Source organism: Gordonia sp. 852002-10350_SCH5691597 (genome assembly GCF_001665715.1).
GTDB classification, from domain to species: domain Bacteria; phylum Actinomycetota; class Actinomycetes; order Mycobacteriales; family Mycobacteriaceae; genus Gordonia; species Gordonia sputi.
Genome location: NZ_LZMO01000068.1, coordinates 1 through 15607, shown reverse-complemented (window position 1 = coordinate 15607; position 15607 = coordinate 1). Strand labels below are relative to the sequence as shown.

Below are 15607 nucleotides of genomic sequence, written 5' to 3'. Positions count from 1 at the left end.
GTTTGCGCCTGAGATGGCGTCGCGAGCGTCGGCAGACATCACAGCATGACGGTGGTATTCGGCGCACCTGCAACGCCAGAACCACTGCTGCGTAAGCAGTTTCCTGGCGGTACCTCTGTCGAGTGGTCGTTGTGTTCGCCTGATGCGGCGTTGCAGGCCGCGCGTGTGACCGGTGGTGCAACGTTTCTGCAGACCGAGCACGTCGTCACTTCGACCGCGGCACGTGCCCGCGGCGACGAGCATCGTTCCGTCGTGGGCGCTGTCGCCAGATTCGACACAACACTGGACCCGGTAGCGATGGCCGCAGCGCTGACGGCCTTCGTACAACGGCACGACGAACTGCGGAGTTTCTACACACTGGGCGAGGTGGGTGTCGAGAGGCGTGTCATACCGCAGACCCACGTCGAGATGGTGGCGCAGTGGCCGCTCGGTCGGGATCGGAAGGTCGACGCAGAGGAGGCGGGCGACTACCTTGCGAATCGCATCTCCGTTACGACCGCGTTCGATTCCCCGCAGTCGATGCACTTCGGAGCGTTCGACGGCGACGGTGGATTCACGTTCTACCTCGGCGCCGATCACGTTCACGGCGACGGCTATTCGCTATGGCTGGCGATGGACGAGATCAACGCCCTGTATCGGGCGGAGACCACGGGGACGTCGGCGACGCTGACCGACGTCGCATCGTTCGGCAACTACGTGGCCGATGAGCATCGTCGCGCTGCGCGCGTGCGCGCCGATGACATCGGCGTCAAGGCGTGGCGAGAAGCTTTGGCCATCAAGGGATCTCTTCCCGCATCACCGGTCCCACTCGGACTCGACGACGACGCTCCCGTCCCTGCTGTGCGCTGCCGTCGTGACCTGCTCACGGCGGACGAAGCGGATGCGCTCGACGTCGTCAGTGCCTCGTCGAGCTGGGTCACCATCGCTGGATGTCTCTTCTCCGCGTTGGCATCTGCGCAGTACATATGTACAGGGGAGAAGCGATTCTTCACGACGACCGCGCTGGCAACCCGCGGGATCGAGTTCGAGTTCACCCAGGGCTGGGCGTGCAACTTCGCGCCGGTCTACTTCGACGTTGATCCCGGAGCTGATCCGATTGAGCTGGCACGCACGGCATCCGTCGCGGTGAAGCGGGCCAAAGGCGCTGCCGCGGCTCCGATCGGTGCGGTTCTGCAGGTGCTTGCGCGGTCAGGCGAGCTTCCACAGATGGCCGGTTCTCCTCAGATGGTGACCTACATCGATCACCGTCGGCTGCCGGGAATCGACGACCCCACTGTCGGAACAACTGTGGGTTTTCCCGGCATCGGCAAAACCAAGAACTCCAACCTGTGGCTGAGTCGGATGGTCGACGGGCTGGTCGTCGAGTCTCAGATTCCCGACAATGATGTTGCGCGCGCACACATCGAGCGCTATCTCGACACAGTTGCGGCACAGCTCAGGGCGCTCCTGGAATCTGCGGACTCCGCGGTCACCGCGATCGCGGGTACCCGGGTGAGGCAATGAAACTAGCCGGTATACAAGACTATTCGCTGATATCAGGCCAACTCGACGTCTTTCATGCCGATCTCGTCGGAGATGATCTGCCTTCCGATACCGGATTGTCGGAGAACGAGCGATTTCACGTCGATTCGCATCGAGCGGGACATCCGGGTTCGCTGACCCTGGTCCTCGACTTCGCCTATGCGGTTGATCGTGTTCTGCTAGAACGGCTTCCCGAGGTGCTGCTGTCCCGGCACGACATACTGCGGACCTATATTTCCGCGGAAGGCGATGACCTCAGTCGGCGCGAGATCCCATTGTCTTCGATCAGCGTCAGCGTCGACTCGCAGGCTCCGACGGACCTGTCAGACGCGGAGATGACGGAGCTGGTACTCGCACGAATCGCTATGGCGTGCAATCCAACCAAGCCGCTGTCACACTTCTTCGCGGCGGTGCTCCGTCCCGATACCACCACGGTGATCTGCGCGTTCGATCACGTCTACGTCGACGCCCGATCGTTGACGGTGCTCGCGGCGGATATCTCCGACGTGGTTGCCGGCCGTCAACTGTCGAGTGCTGGCTCGGGGCTCGCCGCCGTGCGCGCGCACCTGTTCGGTGGTGACGTGGCTCCCGACGATCCGCGACTTGCCGGTTGGTTCCGCTTCCTCGACGAGTCCGACTGGGAAATACCAGCTTTCCCCCTCGACCTGGGGCTGGAACCGGGACGACGAGCGCCGATGAGAACACGGGTGAGCACCCTCCTCGGTCGGTCCGAGGCGCTGCACTTCAGCTCGGCAGTCCACAAGCGTGGCGCGAGAACGTTCTCGGCGCTGTTGACGTGCATCGGACGCGCGATTCGACTGGCGGGTGGTCCGGCCGACACCGCGATGATCGTGCCTGCGGGACTTCAGACATCCGAGTCGATCGTTGCCTGGGTGGTTGCCAACATCCCGCTGCGTGTCCACGGTGGGGGGGATGTCGTCGAACTGTTGCCGCTCAACGCACATCGACTTTCCGAAGCCCTACCGCTTGCGAGCGTCGGACTGACGGCGGTCTATCAGACATTCGGCAGCAGATTGCGTAGTTCGCGCGGGGATGTCTTCATGGTTTCCTACGTCGATTACACCCGGCAACGCCAGCCGTCGAAAGATGTCGCAGTGCAACAGTTGTCGGGCGACCACGCGACAGACAACGTTCAGTGGTGGCTGTGGCGCGACGACGATGGTATTCATGCACGGGTTCGGTACCCCGCTACAGCTGCGGCGGAGTCCGTGGTCGGCGACGTCCTGGAGTTCACCGGTGCTGCGGTCAGGGAGATCAGCGAGCGGCTCGTTGATCAGCGAACATCAGTGGGCACATCGCCGTCGCCCGCGTTCTTGGAGTGATACCAATCGAGATAACCCCGAGTACCGTAAGCCTGCAGTCGTCGAAGAGAAGTGAAGACAACGGCATGTGGTGCGAGCGCTATGGCGTCTGCACCTGCGTACTCTGCGACACGTTGCTGTAGAACCGCGTCCTCGTCGACATCGTCGATCTTCGTTCGCGGGAATCCGCCTGCCGCACAGTAGGTGTCAGCGGTGACCGCCAGATTGTTGCCGACAACCAGGAAACTCTTACGTAGGTGCGCAGGTTGAGATCGTGTGCGCAACCAGGTGATGAAGTGTCCGAGGCGCCACGTCGTACCGATCAGGTTGAACGCAATGGCACGGGCTCCATCGGAACTGCGGGCACGCACCCGACCTCCCACAAGGCTTTTGCCATCAAGCAGTGGGGCGACGATCTGTGTCAGCCAGTCCGGCGCGGGAAGCGTATCGGCGTCGGTGCGAGCGATGAACTGGGCGCCGCTGTCGATGGCATAGCGAAAGCCCGAGTCTGCGGCGCTGCCTGTGCCCTTCTCGGTTTCGGTGAGCACATCGATGGGGACAGCCGAGTGGGATGCGAGCTGGCGAACGAGATCGCCTGTCCCGTCGGTACTGTTGTTGTCCACCACGATGATGCGGAATGGCGCACCAGCATCGTGGGCGGCGGTATCGCGAAAGGTCTGCTGCTGCAATGCCCGGATCGTGTCGTCGATGTAGCCGACCTCGTTGTAAGCGGGGACCACGACAGCGACTCGCGGGGCCGCCAACTCGGTGCTTTCGTTCGCCATGCTGCCATTCAACCGGGATGGTGACTGTCTTGCACGTGAATGTGATGTGAGTAAAGCGACGTCGGGGTAGTGGGCAATCCAGAGACGCAGGGACTGCTCAGTGCGCGACCGGGCAGCCGCCGGCCGCGCCGTACCGAACGGGCAGGTCTTTGACGCCGTTGAGCCAGCCTGATCGCACACGACGCAGCTCGCCGATCCGTTCGATGTCGGGAAGTACGTCTGCGACAGCGTTGAGGATCAGGGAGAGTTCGAGGCGCGCGAGGTTGGCACCGATGCAGAAGTGGGCGCCGTTGCCGCCGAAAGCGAGATGCGGATTGGGATCCCGGAGGATGTTGAACGTGAACGGCTCGTCGAAGACGTCCTCGTCGTAATTTGCCGAACCGTAGAAGATTCCGACCCGTTGTCCCGCGGCGATGTCGACGCCCTCGATGCTGGTGTCCACCTTGGCCGTCCGCTGGAAGGCGTTGACCGGGGTCGACCAGCGCAGCACCTCGTCGATCGTGGTCTTCGGGCGCTGCGACTTGAACAACTCCCACTGCCCAGGATGGGACATGAAGGCATTCATGCCGTGGCTGGTCGCGTTGCGCGTCGTCTCATTTCCCGCTGTGATCAACAGGATGACGAAGAACCCGAACTCGATGTCGGACAACGACTCTCCGTCGATGTCTGCCTCTATCAGTGTGGTGACGATGTCGTCGGTGGGGTTGCGTCGACGCTCCTCGGCCATCGAATAGGCGTAGCCGAGCAGTTCGGCGTTGGCCATCGCGGGGTCGATCGTGTGGTCGGGATCGTCGCTGTTGATGATCGCGTCGACGAGCTCGTGAATACGTGGACGGTCGACTGTCGGGACACCGATGAGATCCAGAATCGCCTGCAGGGGAAGGTGGATGGCCACGTCGTCGACGAAGTTTCCCGACTCCTTGGCTGCGGCTGATTCGACGATCCGGCGGGCCGACGTTGCGAGATTCTCCTCCAGTGACCCAACGGCCTTCGGCGTGAAGAGTCGCGACACGATCTTGCGCAGACGAGTGTGCTCCGGCGGATCGTGGTTGATGAGTAGCGCCTTGGTGAACTCTATCTGGTCGGGGGTGACGTAGTCGGGGAGTCGGATGATGGCGCCGTTGGCGTTCGTCGACCACACCTGGTTGTTCTTCGAGATCTCGCGCACGTCTCTGTGCCGCGAGATCGCCCAGTAGCCGCCGTCGGTGAAACCGGAGGTGCCGAGTGGCTGTTCGTTCCACCAGACGGGTGCGGTCTGGCGCAGGTGAGCGAATTCGGTCATCGGTAAGCCGGATTCGAGCACATCGGGATCGGTGAAATCGAAACCCTTGCCGAATGGGCAAGCCGCATCGGTGGTGATGGCTGTCATGGCTTCACCATACATTCTGATCATATGTGTATGGTCGTTTTCCCGTGATACGGTCTGCGCTGGTAGAGGTCGGTACTGGGAAGTGGGTGCCAGGACATAGGTACTGGGAAAGCGGTGCCGGGAGGTGGTCGCGAGACATGCGTACGCACGGCTGGGCCGGAAGCGTCCCGATCGACGACGCCGAGGCCACGGCGCGCATTCTTGCGGCCGCAAGGTCGGCGATCGACGAACACGGTGTGGCGACGACGATCAGCGACGTCGCGCGCACTCTCGGAGTCACTCGTCAGACCGTGTATCGATACTTCCCCAGTACCGAGGCGCTACTCCGGGCAACCGCGTTCGACGCCGTCGGCGCGTTTCTCGAGCGAATCGCGGCACGTCTCAGCGGTATTCGTGAGCCCGACGTCGCTGTCGTCGAGGGAATCGATGCGGTACTCCAGGAACTGCCAGACGACCGCTACGTCGGCCTGCTGTTCAGGGCGGACAACGTGAGTCTGTTCGCTGTGGAGGGAGTGACGTCGGAGGCCGGTCAGGGTTTCGCGCGCTCGATGGTCGAGCGTATGGACGTCGACTGGGCTGCTCTCGGGTACGGCCCGGCCGAGATGGACGTCATCGTCGAAATAGTCTTGCGCACACTGCAGTCCATGATGATCGACCACGGCACGGAGCGGTCGGGCGCGCAGCGACGTGCATTTCTCGACGCATGGGCGGGTGCGGCGATTCGCGCATTGCCCGCGCACGCGGACGTGTCGGGTGATCGCAGTTGACTCAGCGTGGTGTGCAGATCACCACCGGGATGGTGCGATCGGTCCACGCCTGATAGGTATCGAAGTCGGCGTACAGCTCCACCAGGCGGGCCCAGAGCTGATTCCGCTCCTTTTCGTTCGCCGTCCGTGCCGTGTATTCGCCCGTCTGCGAACCGATCTGGATCGACACGTCCGGGTTGCTGCGCAGGTTGAGGTACCACGCCGGGTTCGACGGTAATCCGCCCTGCGAGGCGACGACGACGACCGTCTCGCCGTCGCGCAGATAAAGCAGCGGCACGGTGCGCGGTTGGCCGGACTTGCGGCCGATCGTGGTCAGCAGACATACGTCGACGGGGTTGCGCATCGCCGCGCCGACCCGCCAGGTGCGGCCGAGCCGACCGCCGCTGCGTTTGTACAGTGCGGTGTTGAGGCGCGAGCCGAGTTTCATCGCTTTCGCCACGAGCGGTGAATCGAGTTGTGCCGGACGGTTTTCAGCTTTCATGCGCGCTCCCGTGACTCTCAGATGCGCTCGAGGATGGTGCCGGTTGCCAGTGCGCCGCCCGCGCACATGGTGATCAGAGCGGTCTGTGCGTCGCGCCGTTCGAGTTCGTACAGAGCGGTGGTGAGCAACCGCGAACCCGTGCTGCCGACCGGGTGCCCGAGGGCGATCGCGCCGCCGTTGACGTTCACCTTGTCCATGTCGGCGCCGTGTACCTGGGCCCAACTGAGGACAACCGAGGCGAAGGCCTCATTGATCTCGACTATGTCGATGTCGGACAACGACATTCCCGCTTTGGCCAACACTCGCTCGGTGGCTTGGACCGGGCCGTCGAGGTGGTAGTACGGCTCGGAACCGACGAGGGCGGCCGCCCTCAGTCGCGCTCGCGCTCGGAGTCCGAGCTCGCGTGCTCTGGTCTCGTCCATCAGCAGGACGGCCGCAGCGCCGTCGGAGATCTGGGACGACGTGCCGGCGGTGTGGATGCCGCCGTCGATGACTGGCTTGAGTGCCGCGAGCGATTCGGGCGTGGTGTCGCGAAGCCCCTGATCGCGTGTGACGTCGATGATGTTGCCGGTTACCACGCCCTCTTTGGTGCGCTCAGGTGCCTTGAGGCTCAACACTTCACGGTCGAACCGGTGCTCATCCCATGCCTGACGCGCACGTTGCTGGCTTCGCACCCCGAGTTCGTCGACGTCGGTGCGGGTGATCCCGCGGCGTGCCGCGATACGCTCCGCCGCCTCGAACTGGTTGGGCATCTCGACGTTCCAGGAGTCCGCGTGGTACGGGCCGGCGTCGACGCCCACGTTCGACCCGAGTGGTGTGTGCGTCATGAGCTCGACCCCACACGCGATGCCGACGTCGATCACGTCCGAGGCAATCAGCCCGGCGATCAAGTTGTTTGCCTGTTGCGCCGAGCCGCACTGGCAGTCGATGGTCGTCGCGCCGGTCTGCTCGGGAAGTCCCGCAGACAGCCACGCCTTGCGCGTGATGTTGCCGGCCTGCGCTCCCGCCTGTGTGACACATCCGCCGATGGCCTGCTCGACCAGCGATGCGTCGATACCCGCCTTCTCGATCAAGCCGCGCTGCGTGAGGCCGAGTAGTTCTTCCGCGTGCAGACCGGAGAGCCAGCCCGCCCTCTTGCCGATGGGCGTTCGCACTGCTTCGACGATTACCGGCACACCCATGTCCGTCACCTTTCGGGCTTCTACTTCTCCGCGCAGGCTTCTCTGCACAGATCGACTGCTCTTGCGCGGACCTGCTGTTCTGTCGCGCAGAACACTGCTCTGGCATGAAAGTAGAACATGTTCCTGTTCCTGTCCATTGCGACGGAGAAAAAGTAGAACGAGTTCCTGTTTTGGTGCGATACTGTGTGTACAGTGAGCGTCAGTGAGACGTGAACACGTTCACGTCTCGGTTGCAGAACACTGAGAACAGGGTGGTATTTCACGTGATCCAGACCGACGGCGTGGGGGCCGACCAGACGTCATCCTCACCAGCAGCATCATGCCCGTTCATGCACCAGGAAGGGTGGGATTTCACCAGTCCCGACCTGCTCGAGAAGGGTATTCCGGTCGCCGAGTTCGCGGCCCTGCGCAAGACCGCACCGGTCTGGTGGAATGCGCAGCTCCCGGGTAAGGGTGGCGGATTCCACGACGGCGGCTACTGGGTCGTCTCGAAGCACGCGCATGTCCGCGAGATCTCCAAGAACAACGAGGACTGGGCAACGTCGACCAACGGCGTCATCATGCGGTTCGACGACGAGATGCCCCAGGACCAGCTCGACGTGACCAAGGCGCTGCTGATCAATCATGACCCGCCGGAGCACACCCGCCTGCGCAAGGTGATCTCGAAGGCGTTCACGCCTCGCGCCGTACAGGCTCTCGAAGAGAAGCTCGACGATGCGGCGCGCACCATCGTGCGCCAAGCGGCCGACCGGGGAACTGGCGACTTCGTCCACGACATCGCCGTCGACCTCCCGCTGCTGGCGATCGCCGATCTGCTGGGTGTCCCGGAGTCGGATCGCAAGAAGCTGTTCGACTGGTCGAACGGCATGATGAACTACGACGATCCCGAGTTCGCAGGCGTTGATCCGCAGATGGCGTCGGCAGAGATCCTCGGCTATGGCTACAACATGGCGGAGGAGCGTCGAAAGTGTCCTGTCGACGACATCGTCAGCACGCTGGTCAACGCCGACATCGACGGACAGCACCTCGACGAGGCCGAGTTCGGATTCTTCTTCATCCTGCTCACCGTCGCGGGCAACGAGACCACGCGCAACGCGATCAGTCACGGCATGAATGCCTTCCTGGAGCATCCCGACCAGTGGGAGTTGTTCAAGAAGGAACGCCCCGCGACGGCGGTCGACGAGATCGTGCGCTGGGCAACGCCGGTGAACTGCTTCCAGCGCACCGCCAAGCGCGACACGCGGGTCGGCGGCGTCGACATCGAGCAGGGGCAGCGCGTCGGATTGTTCTACGGCTCAGCCAATTACGACGAAGACGTGTTCGACGATCCGTTCTCTTTCAACATCCTGCGCGACCCCAACCCGCACGTCGGATTCGGCGGCAACGGAGCGCACTTCTGCGTCGGTGCAAACCTCGCCCGCATGGAGATCAACCTGATGTTCAATGCAATCGCCGACCTCGTGCCCGACATCTCGCGGCTGGACGAGCCGCGTCGACTCCGGCACGGTTGGATCAACGGGGTGAAGGAACTCCAGGTCGACTACGGGACTCGGTGACCGATGAACACTGCAGCCCAACAGGATTCGAGCCAACCTGCATACCTGGGCATCGATAGGGAGAATAATCCCGCCGTGGTGGCGGGTCGGCGATCGCGGGAGGCGGTCGCGGCTCGTGACAAGGAGGCCTGGCTCGACAATTTCGCGGCCGACGCGAAGGTCGAGGACCCGGTCGGGCCGTCGATGTTCGACGAACGAGGGGTCGGATTCCAAGGGCGAGAGCGCATCTCGCAGTTCTGGGATCTGTCGATCGCGACAACCGAGAGTATCGACTTCGTCTTCGACGACGAGATCATCTGCGGCAACGAGGTCGCGTACGTCGGGAAGATCGTGACCCACATCGCGGGCCACGTGTCGGAGGCGCACGGCGTGTTCACCTATCAAGCCGACGACGAGGGCAAGCTGTCGGCGTTGCGCGCGTTCTGGGAGGTCGAGAAGACGATCAACTCGGTCCGGCCGGCCTGACGCTGGGGCTGGGTCGAAATCCGCATCTCGTCTGTGGCGCTTCACCTTCGGCAGTGCCGAAGGTGAAGCGCGAGGAGGTGAGGTGCGGATTTTTCGTGGAACCGATTCGACGCTGCGCGCGTCACAACGTGCATGGTCTACTTCCACGGCGTCACGGGCGCGGTCAATCGCGCCGAGCTCCTCGCGGCGGGTTTCGTCGATCGTGAGATACGACGGGCGCTCGACGTCGGCACCCTCGTGTCGCTGGCACCGGGAGTAGTGATTCCCCGGGATCTGCTGGCTGAAGACACTCCCGAAGAGCGACACCGGCAGCGAGCGCTTGCCGCGATACGACGCGACAACCGGACTCAGGAGGTTCGGTTTGCCAAACACACTCGGGCGCTGGCGCTTTCGTCGGCTGCCGCGGTGCTCGGGTTGCCGGTCTGGGGGTTGGACACCTCGCGGGTGTCGATCGCAGACAGCGGGCGCACGCCGGGCACACGCACCACATCGCGTACGCGGTTGATCACCGACACCCGACCACCAGCCCTCGTCGAGGTCGACGGTGTGCTGGTGGTGTCGCCTGCTCGTACGGTGGTCGACATCGCGCGCACCGGAGCGCGGATACCAGCGATCGCGGTGGGCGATGCCGCGCTGCACGCCGGACTCTGCACCGTCGACGATCTGCAGAACGAGCTGGACCTGCTCACCGGGATGCGTGGGCGTGCCGCGGCGATTCGCGCGATCGGTCGGTGTGACCGCAAGTGTGAGTCGGTGCTCGAGACGCGCAGCCGCGTCGAACTGGTCGACGCTGGCGTCCCGGAGCCGGAGTTGCAGGTGAACATCTATGACGCGCACGGGAACTTCCTTGCGCGCGTCGATCTGTACTGGCGCAATGCGCGACTGTGCGGCGAGGCCGACGGCAACAAGAAGTACGGCGACGATGCCGACGAGACGCGACGTGCACTACTCGGGGAGAAGTCGCGCGGCGACGCGATCGTCGAGACCGGACACGGCCTGTTGCGGTGGGGCTGGCGCGACGTCGACGAGCCTGCGGTGCTGGCCCGTCGGGTGCTGGGAATGCTCGGGCGGCACGCAGAGTGAGGGCCGGCTCTCCGTACAGCCACCTGATCTGCGTGCAGCTACCCTCGGCGGTGCAGAAGGTAGCTGTGCACAGATGAGGTAGCTGCGGGCCGGGGTGTGGGCCAGTCAGGGGCCAGCGGGTGTGCGGCCCGACTAGTTCGTCGGCTTGTCGGCGCCGACGAGCCACATCGAGTAGTACTGCGCCCCGCCGCCGTAGGCGTGGCCGAGGGCTTTGCGGGCGTCGGCAACCTGGTGGTCGCCCGCCTTGCCCATCACCTGGATCGCGGCCTCGGCGAAGCGGATCATGCCCGACGCTCCGATCGGGTTCGACGACAGCACGCCGCCCGACGGGTTGAACGGGATGCGGCCGCCGATCTCGGTCTCGCCGGCCTCGGTGAGCTTCCAGCCCTCGCCCTCGGGGGCGAAACCGAGGCTCTCGAGCCACATGGGCTCGAACCACGAGAACGGGACGTAGACCTCGGCGACGTCGACCTCGTCGATCGGATTGTCGATGCCCGCGGCCTTCCACAGTGCTGCCGCAGCGTCGCGGCTCGCCTGGGGGTTGACGGTGTTGCGGTGCGCGAAGAACAGCGGTTCGGTCCGCATCGCGGTGGCGTGGACCCAGGCGACCGGGCGGCCGTCGGCGACCGCGGCGTCGGCGACCTGCTCGTCGCCGATGACGACCGCGCACGCACCGTCGGACGATGGGCATGTCTCGTCGTAGCGGATCGGGTCCCAAAGCATCTGCGACGCCATCACGCTTTCGACGGTGATGTCGGGTTGGTGTAGGTGGGCCAACGGATTTCGCGCGCCGTTGCGTCGATCCTTGGTGGCGACCATCGCGCCGACGTGCTCGGGCGCGCCCGACTGCCGGATGTACGAGCGCACGTGCGGAGCGAAGAAGCCACCCGCTCCCGCGCCGACCGGCTTGGTGAACGGAACCGGAAGTGACAACGCCCACATGGCATTTGACTCTGACTGCTTCTCCCACGCGATCGCGAGCACACGTTTGTGGACGCCCGCGAACACCAACGACGCCGCGACGTTGGCCGTCGAGCCGCCGACGGAGCCCGCGGTATGCACGCGGATCAGTCGTTTGCCAACGGCGCCAAGGGCGTCGGCCATGGCCAGCTCGGGCATCATCGACCCCTCGAAGAGATCCGGTGCTTTGCCGATGACGATCGCGTCGATCTCGTCGATGCTCACCCCGGCGTCGGCGAGGGCTGCGTCCATCGCCTCGCGGCACATACCTGCCATCGTGACGTCGTGCCTCTTGGCGACGTACTTGGTCTGCCCGGTGCCCAGGACCGCCGCACAGTTGTTGTGTGCCATCAGTTGTCGTCTCCCACGCTCGAGTCGCCGCTCTTGGAATGACCGCTGTTTGAGTCACCCTGCAGCGTGACCACCATGTTCTGTTGCAGCAGAGGGCCGCTCGTCGCGTGCGCCACCGCGGTTTGTGCATCGCCGGTCAGGATGGAGTGTGCCGCGTAGCCGATACGCTGCAGTCCGCCGCTGAACAACGAATTGCCCGTGAGTAGGCCGCCGGACGGATTGATTCGCACCGAGTCGGGCAGTCCGAGCGCGTTGCGGACGATGATTTCCTGGTGCGTATACGGGGCGGCGATCTCGGCGACGTCGACGGCGCGGGTGCGATCGCCGAATGCGGTGTCGGCGGCCAGTGTCGTCGACGGCGAGATGGTCAGATCTCGTGCACCGAAGTTGGCGCTGTCGATCCGGTGGTCCCAGCCGGTGACGAATGCGGGATTGGCGACGAGCTCGCGGGCGCGGCGCTCACTGGCGATGATGACGGCGGCGGCGGCATCGGTGAACGGTGCGATGTCATGTGCGCGAAGGGGATTGGCGATGTAGTCGGTCGCGAGTAGGTCGTCGGTCGACGCCCCGGTCGTGCGTGCTGCGACTGCGGCCATGTCGGTTTCGGTCCACGTACCCGCGTCGAGACCCGCGCGGGCCTGCAGTCCGGCGAGCGCGCGGTCGCCCGGCCAGAGTGGGGCCACCGTGTAGGGATCAGTCTGCATCGACAGCGTGCGATTACTTTCTCCCGCAGAGGATTTGCCGAAGCCGTAGGCGAGGGCGAGGTCGACCTCGCCGCTCGCGATCTTCACCCACGCCTCGTAGAGCGCCCACGCGCCGTCCATTTCGACGTGGGACTCGTTGATCGGCGGCATCGCGCCGATCGAGTCGATCGCCGAGATGAACGAGAAGGCTCGTCCGGCAAGATAATCCGACGATCCGCTGCACCAGAATTCAATGTCGGTGCGGGAGATGCCGAGCTCGGCGTAGAGCTTGTCAAAGCAGGGGATCAGCATTTCAACGCCGTTGGTGGTGCCGTGTGTGCCGACGATGTTGGGACTGTGGGCGAACCCGACGATCGCGATGCGGGGGAGGGTCACGTGCTTCTCCTAGAGATGGGGATCGCGGGTCAGAGGAACTCGCGGTAGGTGTCGTACTCGGCGTCGGGTTCGCCGGTGGGCCGGAAGTGGCTGATCGATCCCATCGACAGTTCGCGCTCATCGTCGGGGACCCAGACCGCCTGCACGCGCATGCCCATGCGGACCTCGTCGGCGGGAGCGTCGAGGATGAGGTGCAGGAACGGGATGTCGGAGCCATCGAGCAGCACGTATGCCGCCACGTAGGGTGGCTTGATCCGCTGACCCTGAAAGGGCACGTTGACGATGCAGAACGTCGTGACGGTTCCGGTGTCGGGAAGTTCGACGTGTTCGACTGCAGGCGCACCGTCGGCGGGACTCACCGAGCGTGGCGGGAAGTAGACGCGCCCGGCGTCGACTCCTGAGCCGATACGCGTCCCGATCAGCTTGCCCGCCTTGAGGCCCTCGAGATAACGCGATTCCTCTTCGGTCGCGGAGTGAATGATGCTCGTCGTGATCGGTGTGGTGATGATGACGTTCTCGTCGTCTGGGTTCTCGGCGGTGTTCGGCTCGGCCCGCTCAGCGGAGACGCCGGGTGCGAAGTAGGCGATGTCGTCGATGCGGCCGCTGCGTGCCGCGCGCCAGACCGCGTGTACCCGCATACCTGTTTCGATGTCTGCCGGCCCGTCGACCTTGACCGCGTGCAGCAGCGCGGTGTCGGCGCCGTCGAGTCGGATCAGCGCCCATGCGAACGGTGCGTCGAACGGCTGGCCGTCGATGTGGTCGGGATTCCACGACCACGTGACTACCGTGCCGACGGAGGCGACGTCGACGATGGCGGTGATCGGTGCGCCCGACGCGGCGTCGTATTCGATCGGCGGTACCGACACGGTTCCGTCAGCCGACCGCGATCCGACGATGTGCCCGTCGCGTAGCCCGAATGCGAACCGGCTCAACACCGGTCCGAGCGAGCGCGTGTAGCTGAACGTGTTGCTCAGCTCAGCGGTCAGGATGGCGGTCTCGGGATCGGGCACAACAGCAACCGGGCTGGTGGTCGTCGTGGCGGGAGATGTGTCGATGCTGCTCACACTTCGAGTAGAACACGTTCTAGTATTGGGGCACAAGGCTGCGATGATGGTTGTCGTCGCGGTGCAGAAGTGGAGAGGTCGAGGTCGTGAAACTTGCGCTGCAACTGGGATATTGGGGAGCGGCTCCCATCGTCGACGCTCCGGAGCTCATCGCCGCGGCCGAAGAAGCCGGGTTCGACGCCGTGTTCACCGCGGAGTCATGGGGGTCGGACGCCTACACCCCGCTGGCCTGGTGGGGCGCGGCGACGTCGCGGATTCGCCTTGGCACCGCGGTTGCGCAGTTGTCTGCGCGACCGCCGACGTCACTGGCGATGCATGCGCTGACTCTTGACCATCTCTCGGGCGGCAGGCACATCATAGGGCTGGGGGTGTCAGGGCCTCAGGTCGTCGAAGGGTGGTACGGGCAGCCGTTCGGCAAACCGCTCGCCCGCACAAGGGAATACGTGCAGATCGTGCGTGACGTTCTGGCGCGCGCCGACAAGGTACGCAGCCCGGGGCCGCACTACCCGTTGCCGTATCCGGCCGACGCTCCCGGCGCGACGGGGCTGGGCAAATCGCTCAAGCCGATCACCCATCCGCTGCGCGCCGACATACCGATCTGGTTGGGCGCGGAGGGGCCCAAGAACGTCGCACAGACCGCGGAGATCGCCGACGGCTGGCTTGCCATCTTCTACAGCCTGTCGCTCGCCGATCAGTACGAGTCGTGGCTCGCGGAGGGATTCGCGCGGCCAGGTGCACGTCGGACACGCGACGACTTCGAGGTCGCGGCGACCGTGCAGGTGGTGATCACCGACGACGTCGCCGCCGCCGTTGACGCGTATCGGCCCGCCACCGCGCTCTACGTGGGCGGGATGGGCGCCAAGGAGAAGAATTTTCACGCCGAGCTGTACCGCAGGATGGGCTACGGAGGGGTGGTCGATGAGATCGGCAGGCTGTTCCTCGCGGGTCGTAAGGAGGAGGCGCTGGCCGCGGTGCCCGACGAGATGGTGCGCGAGACGATGATCGTCGGTACCGCCGACGAGGTGCGCGAGCAGATCAAGCAGTGGGAGTCGGCAGGTGTCTCGATGCTGATGGTGACCACGCGCGACGCCGCTACGATCCGCGAGCTCGCGACGCTGGTGTGAGCCGCCGTCAGCCGACGGGCTGTTCCGACAACCGGGCGTGCACCCTGCGTGGTGTCAGCGAGACGTAGAAGTCCTTGGGCACCATGGTGAGTCGCTCGTCGACACGAAGGTGGTAGTCGGGATCGGGCGCGACGTCGTACCTGTGGAGCAGGCTCGCGAGGACGAGTACCGACTCGTGGAGCGCGAATTGTCTTCCGATGCAGGCGCGTACGCCGTTGCCGAAGGGTTTGTAGGTGTGCGCCGGGCGCTTCTTGACGTTCTCGGGGAGGAACCGGTCCGGATCGTAGGAGTCGGGATCGTCCCAGACCGCGGGATCGCGGTGGACCTGGGCGAGGATGATGACCGCCCAGTCTTCCGGTGTCATGCGATACCGTCCGCCGAGCATCGTCGCCGATCGTGGGCTGCGTGCGAATGCGGGCACCGTCGGCCAGATGCGTAAGGCCTCATCCAGCGCGCGCCGGATGTAGCGCAGGCGTGGCACCTGCTCGAAACCTCATCG

General features: G+C 64.6%; 14 protein-coding genes and 1 pseudogene. 7 read left to right on the top strand and 8 right to left on the bottom strand.

The features are described from left to right. The first annotated feature begins 45 nt into the window (after window positions 1–45). Window positions 46–1503 (top strand): condensation domain-containing protein, encoded by a 1458-nt coding sequence (locus A5777_RS04800; RefSeq protein ID WP_064861809.1) that lies wholly within the window; start codon window positions 46–48, stop codon window positions 1501–1503. After that, window positions 1500–2864: a hypothetical protein gene (locus A5777_RS04795; RefSeq protein WP_064861808.1), complete on the top strand. Its 1365-nt coding sequence runs from the start codon at window positions 1500–1502 to the stop codon at window positions 2862–2864. The genes A5777_RS04800 and A5777_RS04795 overlap by 4 nt, the downstream gene beginning before the upstream one ends. On the opposite strand, the gene A5777_RS04790 is transcribed toward A5777_RS04795, so the two are convergent. Next, complete coding sequence (locus tag A5777_RS04790) at window positions 2816–3628, bottom strand: glycosyltransferase (RefSeq protein WP_064861807.1); 813 nt, start codon at window positions 3626–3628, stop codon at window positions 2816–2818. The genes A5777_RS04795 and A5777_RS04790 overlap by 49 nt on opposite strands. A gap of 97 nt (window positions 3629–3725) precedes the next feature. Next, entirely contained in the window at window positions 3726–4997 is a 1272-nt protein-coding gene (locus tag A5777_RS04785) for a cytochrome P450 (RefSeq protein ID WP_064861806.1), read from the bottom strand. 137 nt (window positions 4998–5134) lie between these two features. On the opposite strand from A5777_RS04785, the gene A5777_RS04780 reads away from it, so the two are divergent. Beyond that, window positions 5135–5764 (top strand): TetR/AcrR family transcriptional regulator, encoded by a 630-nt coding sequence (locus tag A5777_RS04780; protein WP_064861805.1) that lies wholly within the window; start codon window positions 5135–5137, stop codon window positions 5762–5764. Between the two features lies 1 nt (window position 5765). Here the strand turns inward: A5777_RS04780 and A5777_RS04775 are convergent, their stop codons facing one another. After that, window positions 5766–6245, bottom strand: a complete 480-nt coding sequence (locus A5777_RS04775) for a nitroreductase family deazaflavin-dependent oxidoreductase (RefSeq protein ID WP_064861804.1) — start codon at window positions 6243–6245, stop codon at window positions 5766–5768. A 17-nt stretch (window positions 6246–6262) separates the two neighbouring features. After that, window positions 6263–7426 carry a steroid 3-ketoacyl-CoA thiolase gene (locus tag A5777_RS04770; protein ID WP_064861803.1) on the bottom strand — a complete coding sequence of 388 codons (1164 nt, stop codon included), beginning with the start codon at window positions 7424–7426 and terminating at the stop codon, window positions 6263–6265. Window positions 7427–7689: 263 nt separating this feature from the next. Here A5777_RS04770 and A5777_RS04765 point away from each other — a divergent pair, with 263 nt between their 5' ends. The 3 genes from A5777_RS04765 (at window position 7690) to A5777_RS04755 (ending at window position 10530) form a co-directional block, all read left to right on the top strand. Further along, a complete protein-coding gene (locus A5777_RS04765; protein WP_064861811.1) occupies window positions 7690–8982 on the top strand; it encodes a cytochrome P450 in 1293 nt (430 codons plus the stop codon). 3 nt (window positions 8983–8985) lie between these two features. Continuing rightward, window positions 8986–9447 carry a nuclear transport factor 2 family protein gene (locus tag A5777_RS04760; RefSeq protein WP_064861802.1) on the top strand — a complete coding sequence of 154 codons (462 nt, stop codon included), beginning with the start codon at window positions 8986–8988 and terminating at the stop codon, window positions 9445–9447. Window positions 9448–9579: 132 nt separating this feature from the next. After that, window positions 9580–10530 carry a hypothetical protein gene (locus A5777_RS04755; RefSeq protein ID WP_064861801.1) on the top strand — a complete coding sequence of 317 codons (951 nt, stop codon included), beginning with the start codon at window positions 9580–9582 and terminating at the stop codon, window positions 10528–10530. 132 nt (window positions 10531–10662) lie between these two features. Here the strand turns inward: A5777_RS04755 and A5777_RS04750 are convergent, their stop codons facing one another. From A5777_RS04750 to A5777_RS04740, 3 genes are read right to left on the bottom strand one after another with little or no spacing between them, the layout of a single operon-like run. Continuing rightward, window positions 10663–11841, bottom strand: coding sequence for a thiolase domain-containing protein (locus tag A5777_RS04750; RefSeq protein ID WP_064861800.1), 1179 nt, complete (start codon window positions 11839–11841; stop codon window positions 10663–10665). After that, the gene (locus A5777_RS04745; RefSeq protein ID WP_064861799.1) at window positions 11841–12920 is read right to left on the bottom strand and encodes a thiolase domain-containing protein; all 1080 of its coding nucleotides are present in this window, start codon (window positions 12918–12920) and stop codon (window positions 11841–11843) included. Before A5777_RS04745 ends, A5777_RS04750 begins: the two co-directional genes overlap by 1 nt. Window positions 12921–12949: 29 nt before the next feature. Continuing rightward, a complete protein-coding gene (locus tag A5777_RS04740; RefSeq protein ID WP_064861810.1) occupies window positions 12950–13930 on the bottom strand; it encodes a Zn-ribbon domain-containing OB-fold protein in 981 nt (326 codons plus the stop codon). 140 nt (window positions 13931–14070) lie between these two features. Here A5777_RS04740 and A5777_RS04735 point away from each other — a divergent pair, with 140 nt between their 5' ends. Beyond that, window positions 14071–15108, top strand: a complete 1038-nt coding sequence (locus tag A5777_RS04735) for an LLM class F420-dependent oxidoreductase (protein WP_064861798.1) — start codon at window positions 14071–14073, stop codon at window positions 15106–15108. A 7-nt stretch (window positions 15109–15115) separates the two neighbouring features. Here the strand turns inward: A5777_RS04735 and A5777_RS04730 are convergent. Then, a pseudogene (locus A5777_RS04730) lies at window positions 15116–15598 on the bottom strand (cytochrome P450); the annotation flags it as partial. Window positions 15599–15607 lie beyond the last annotated feature (9 nt).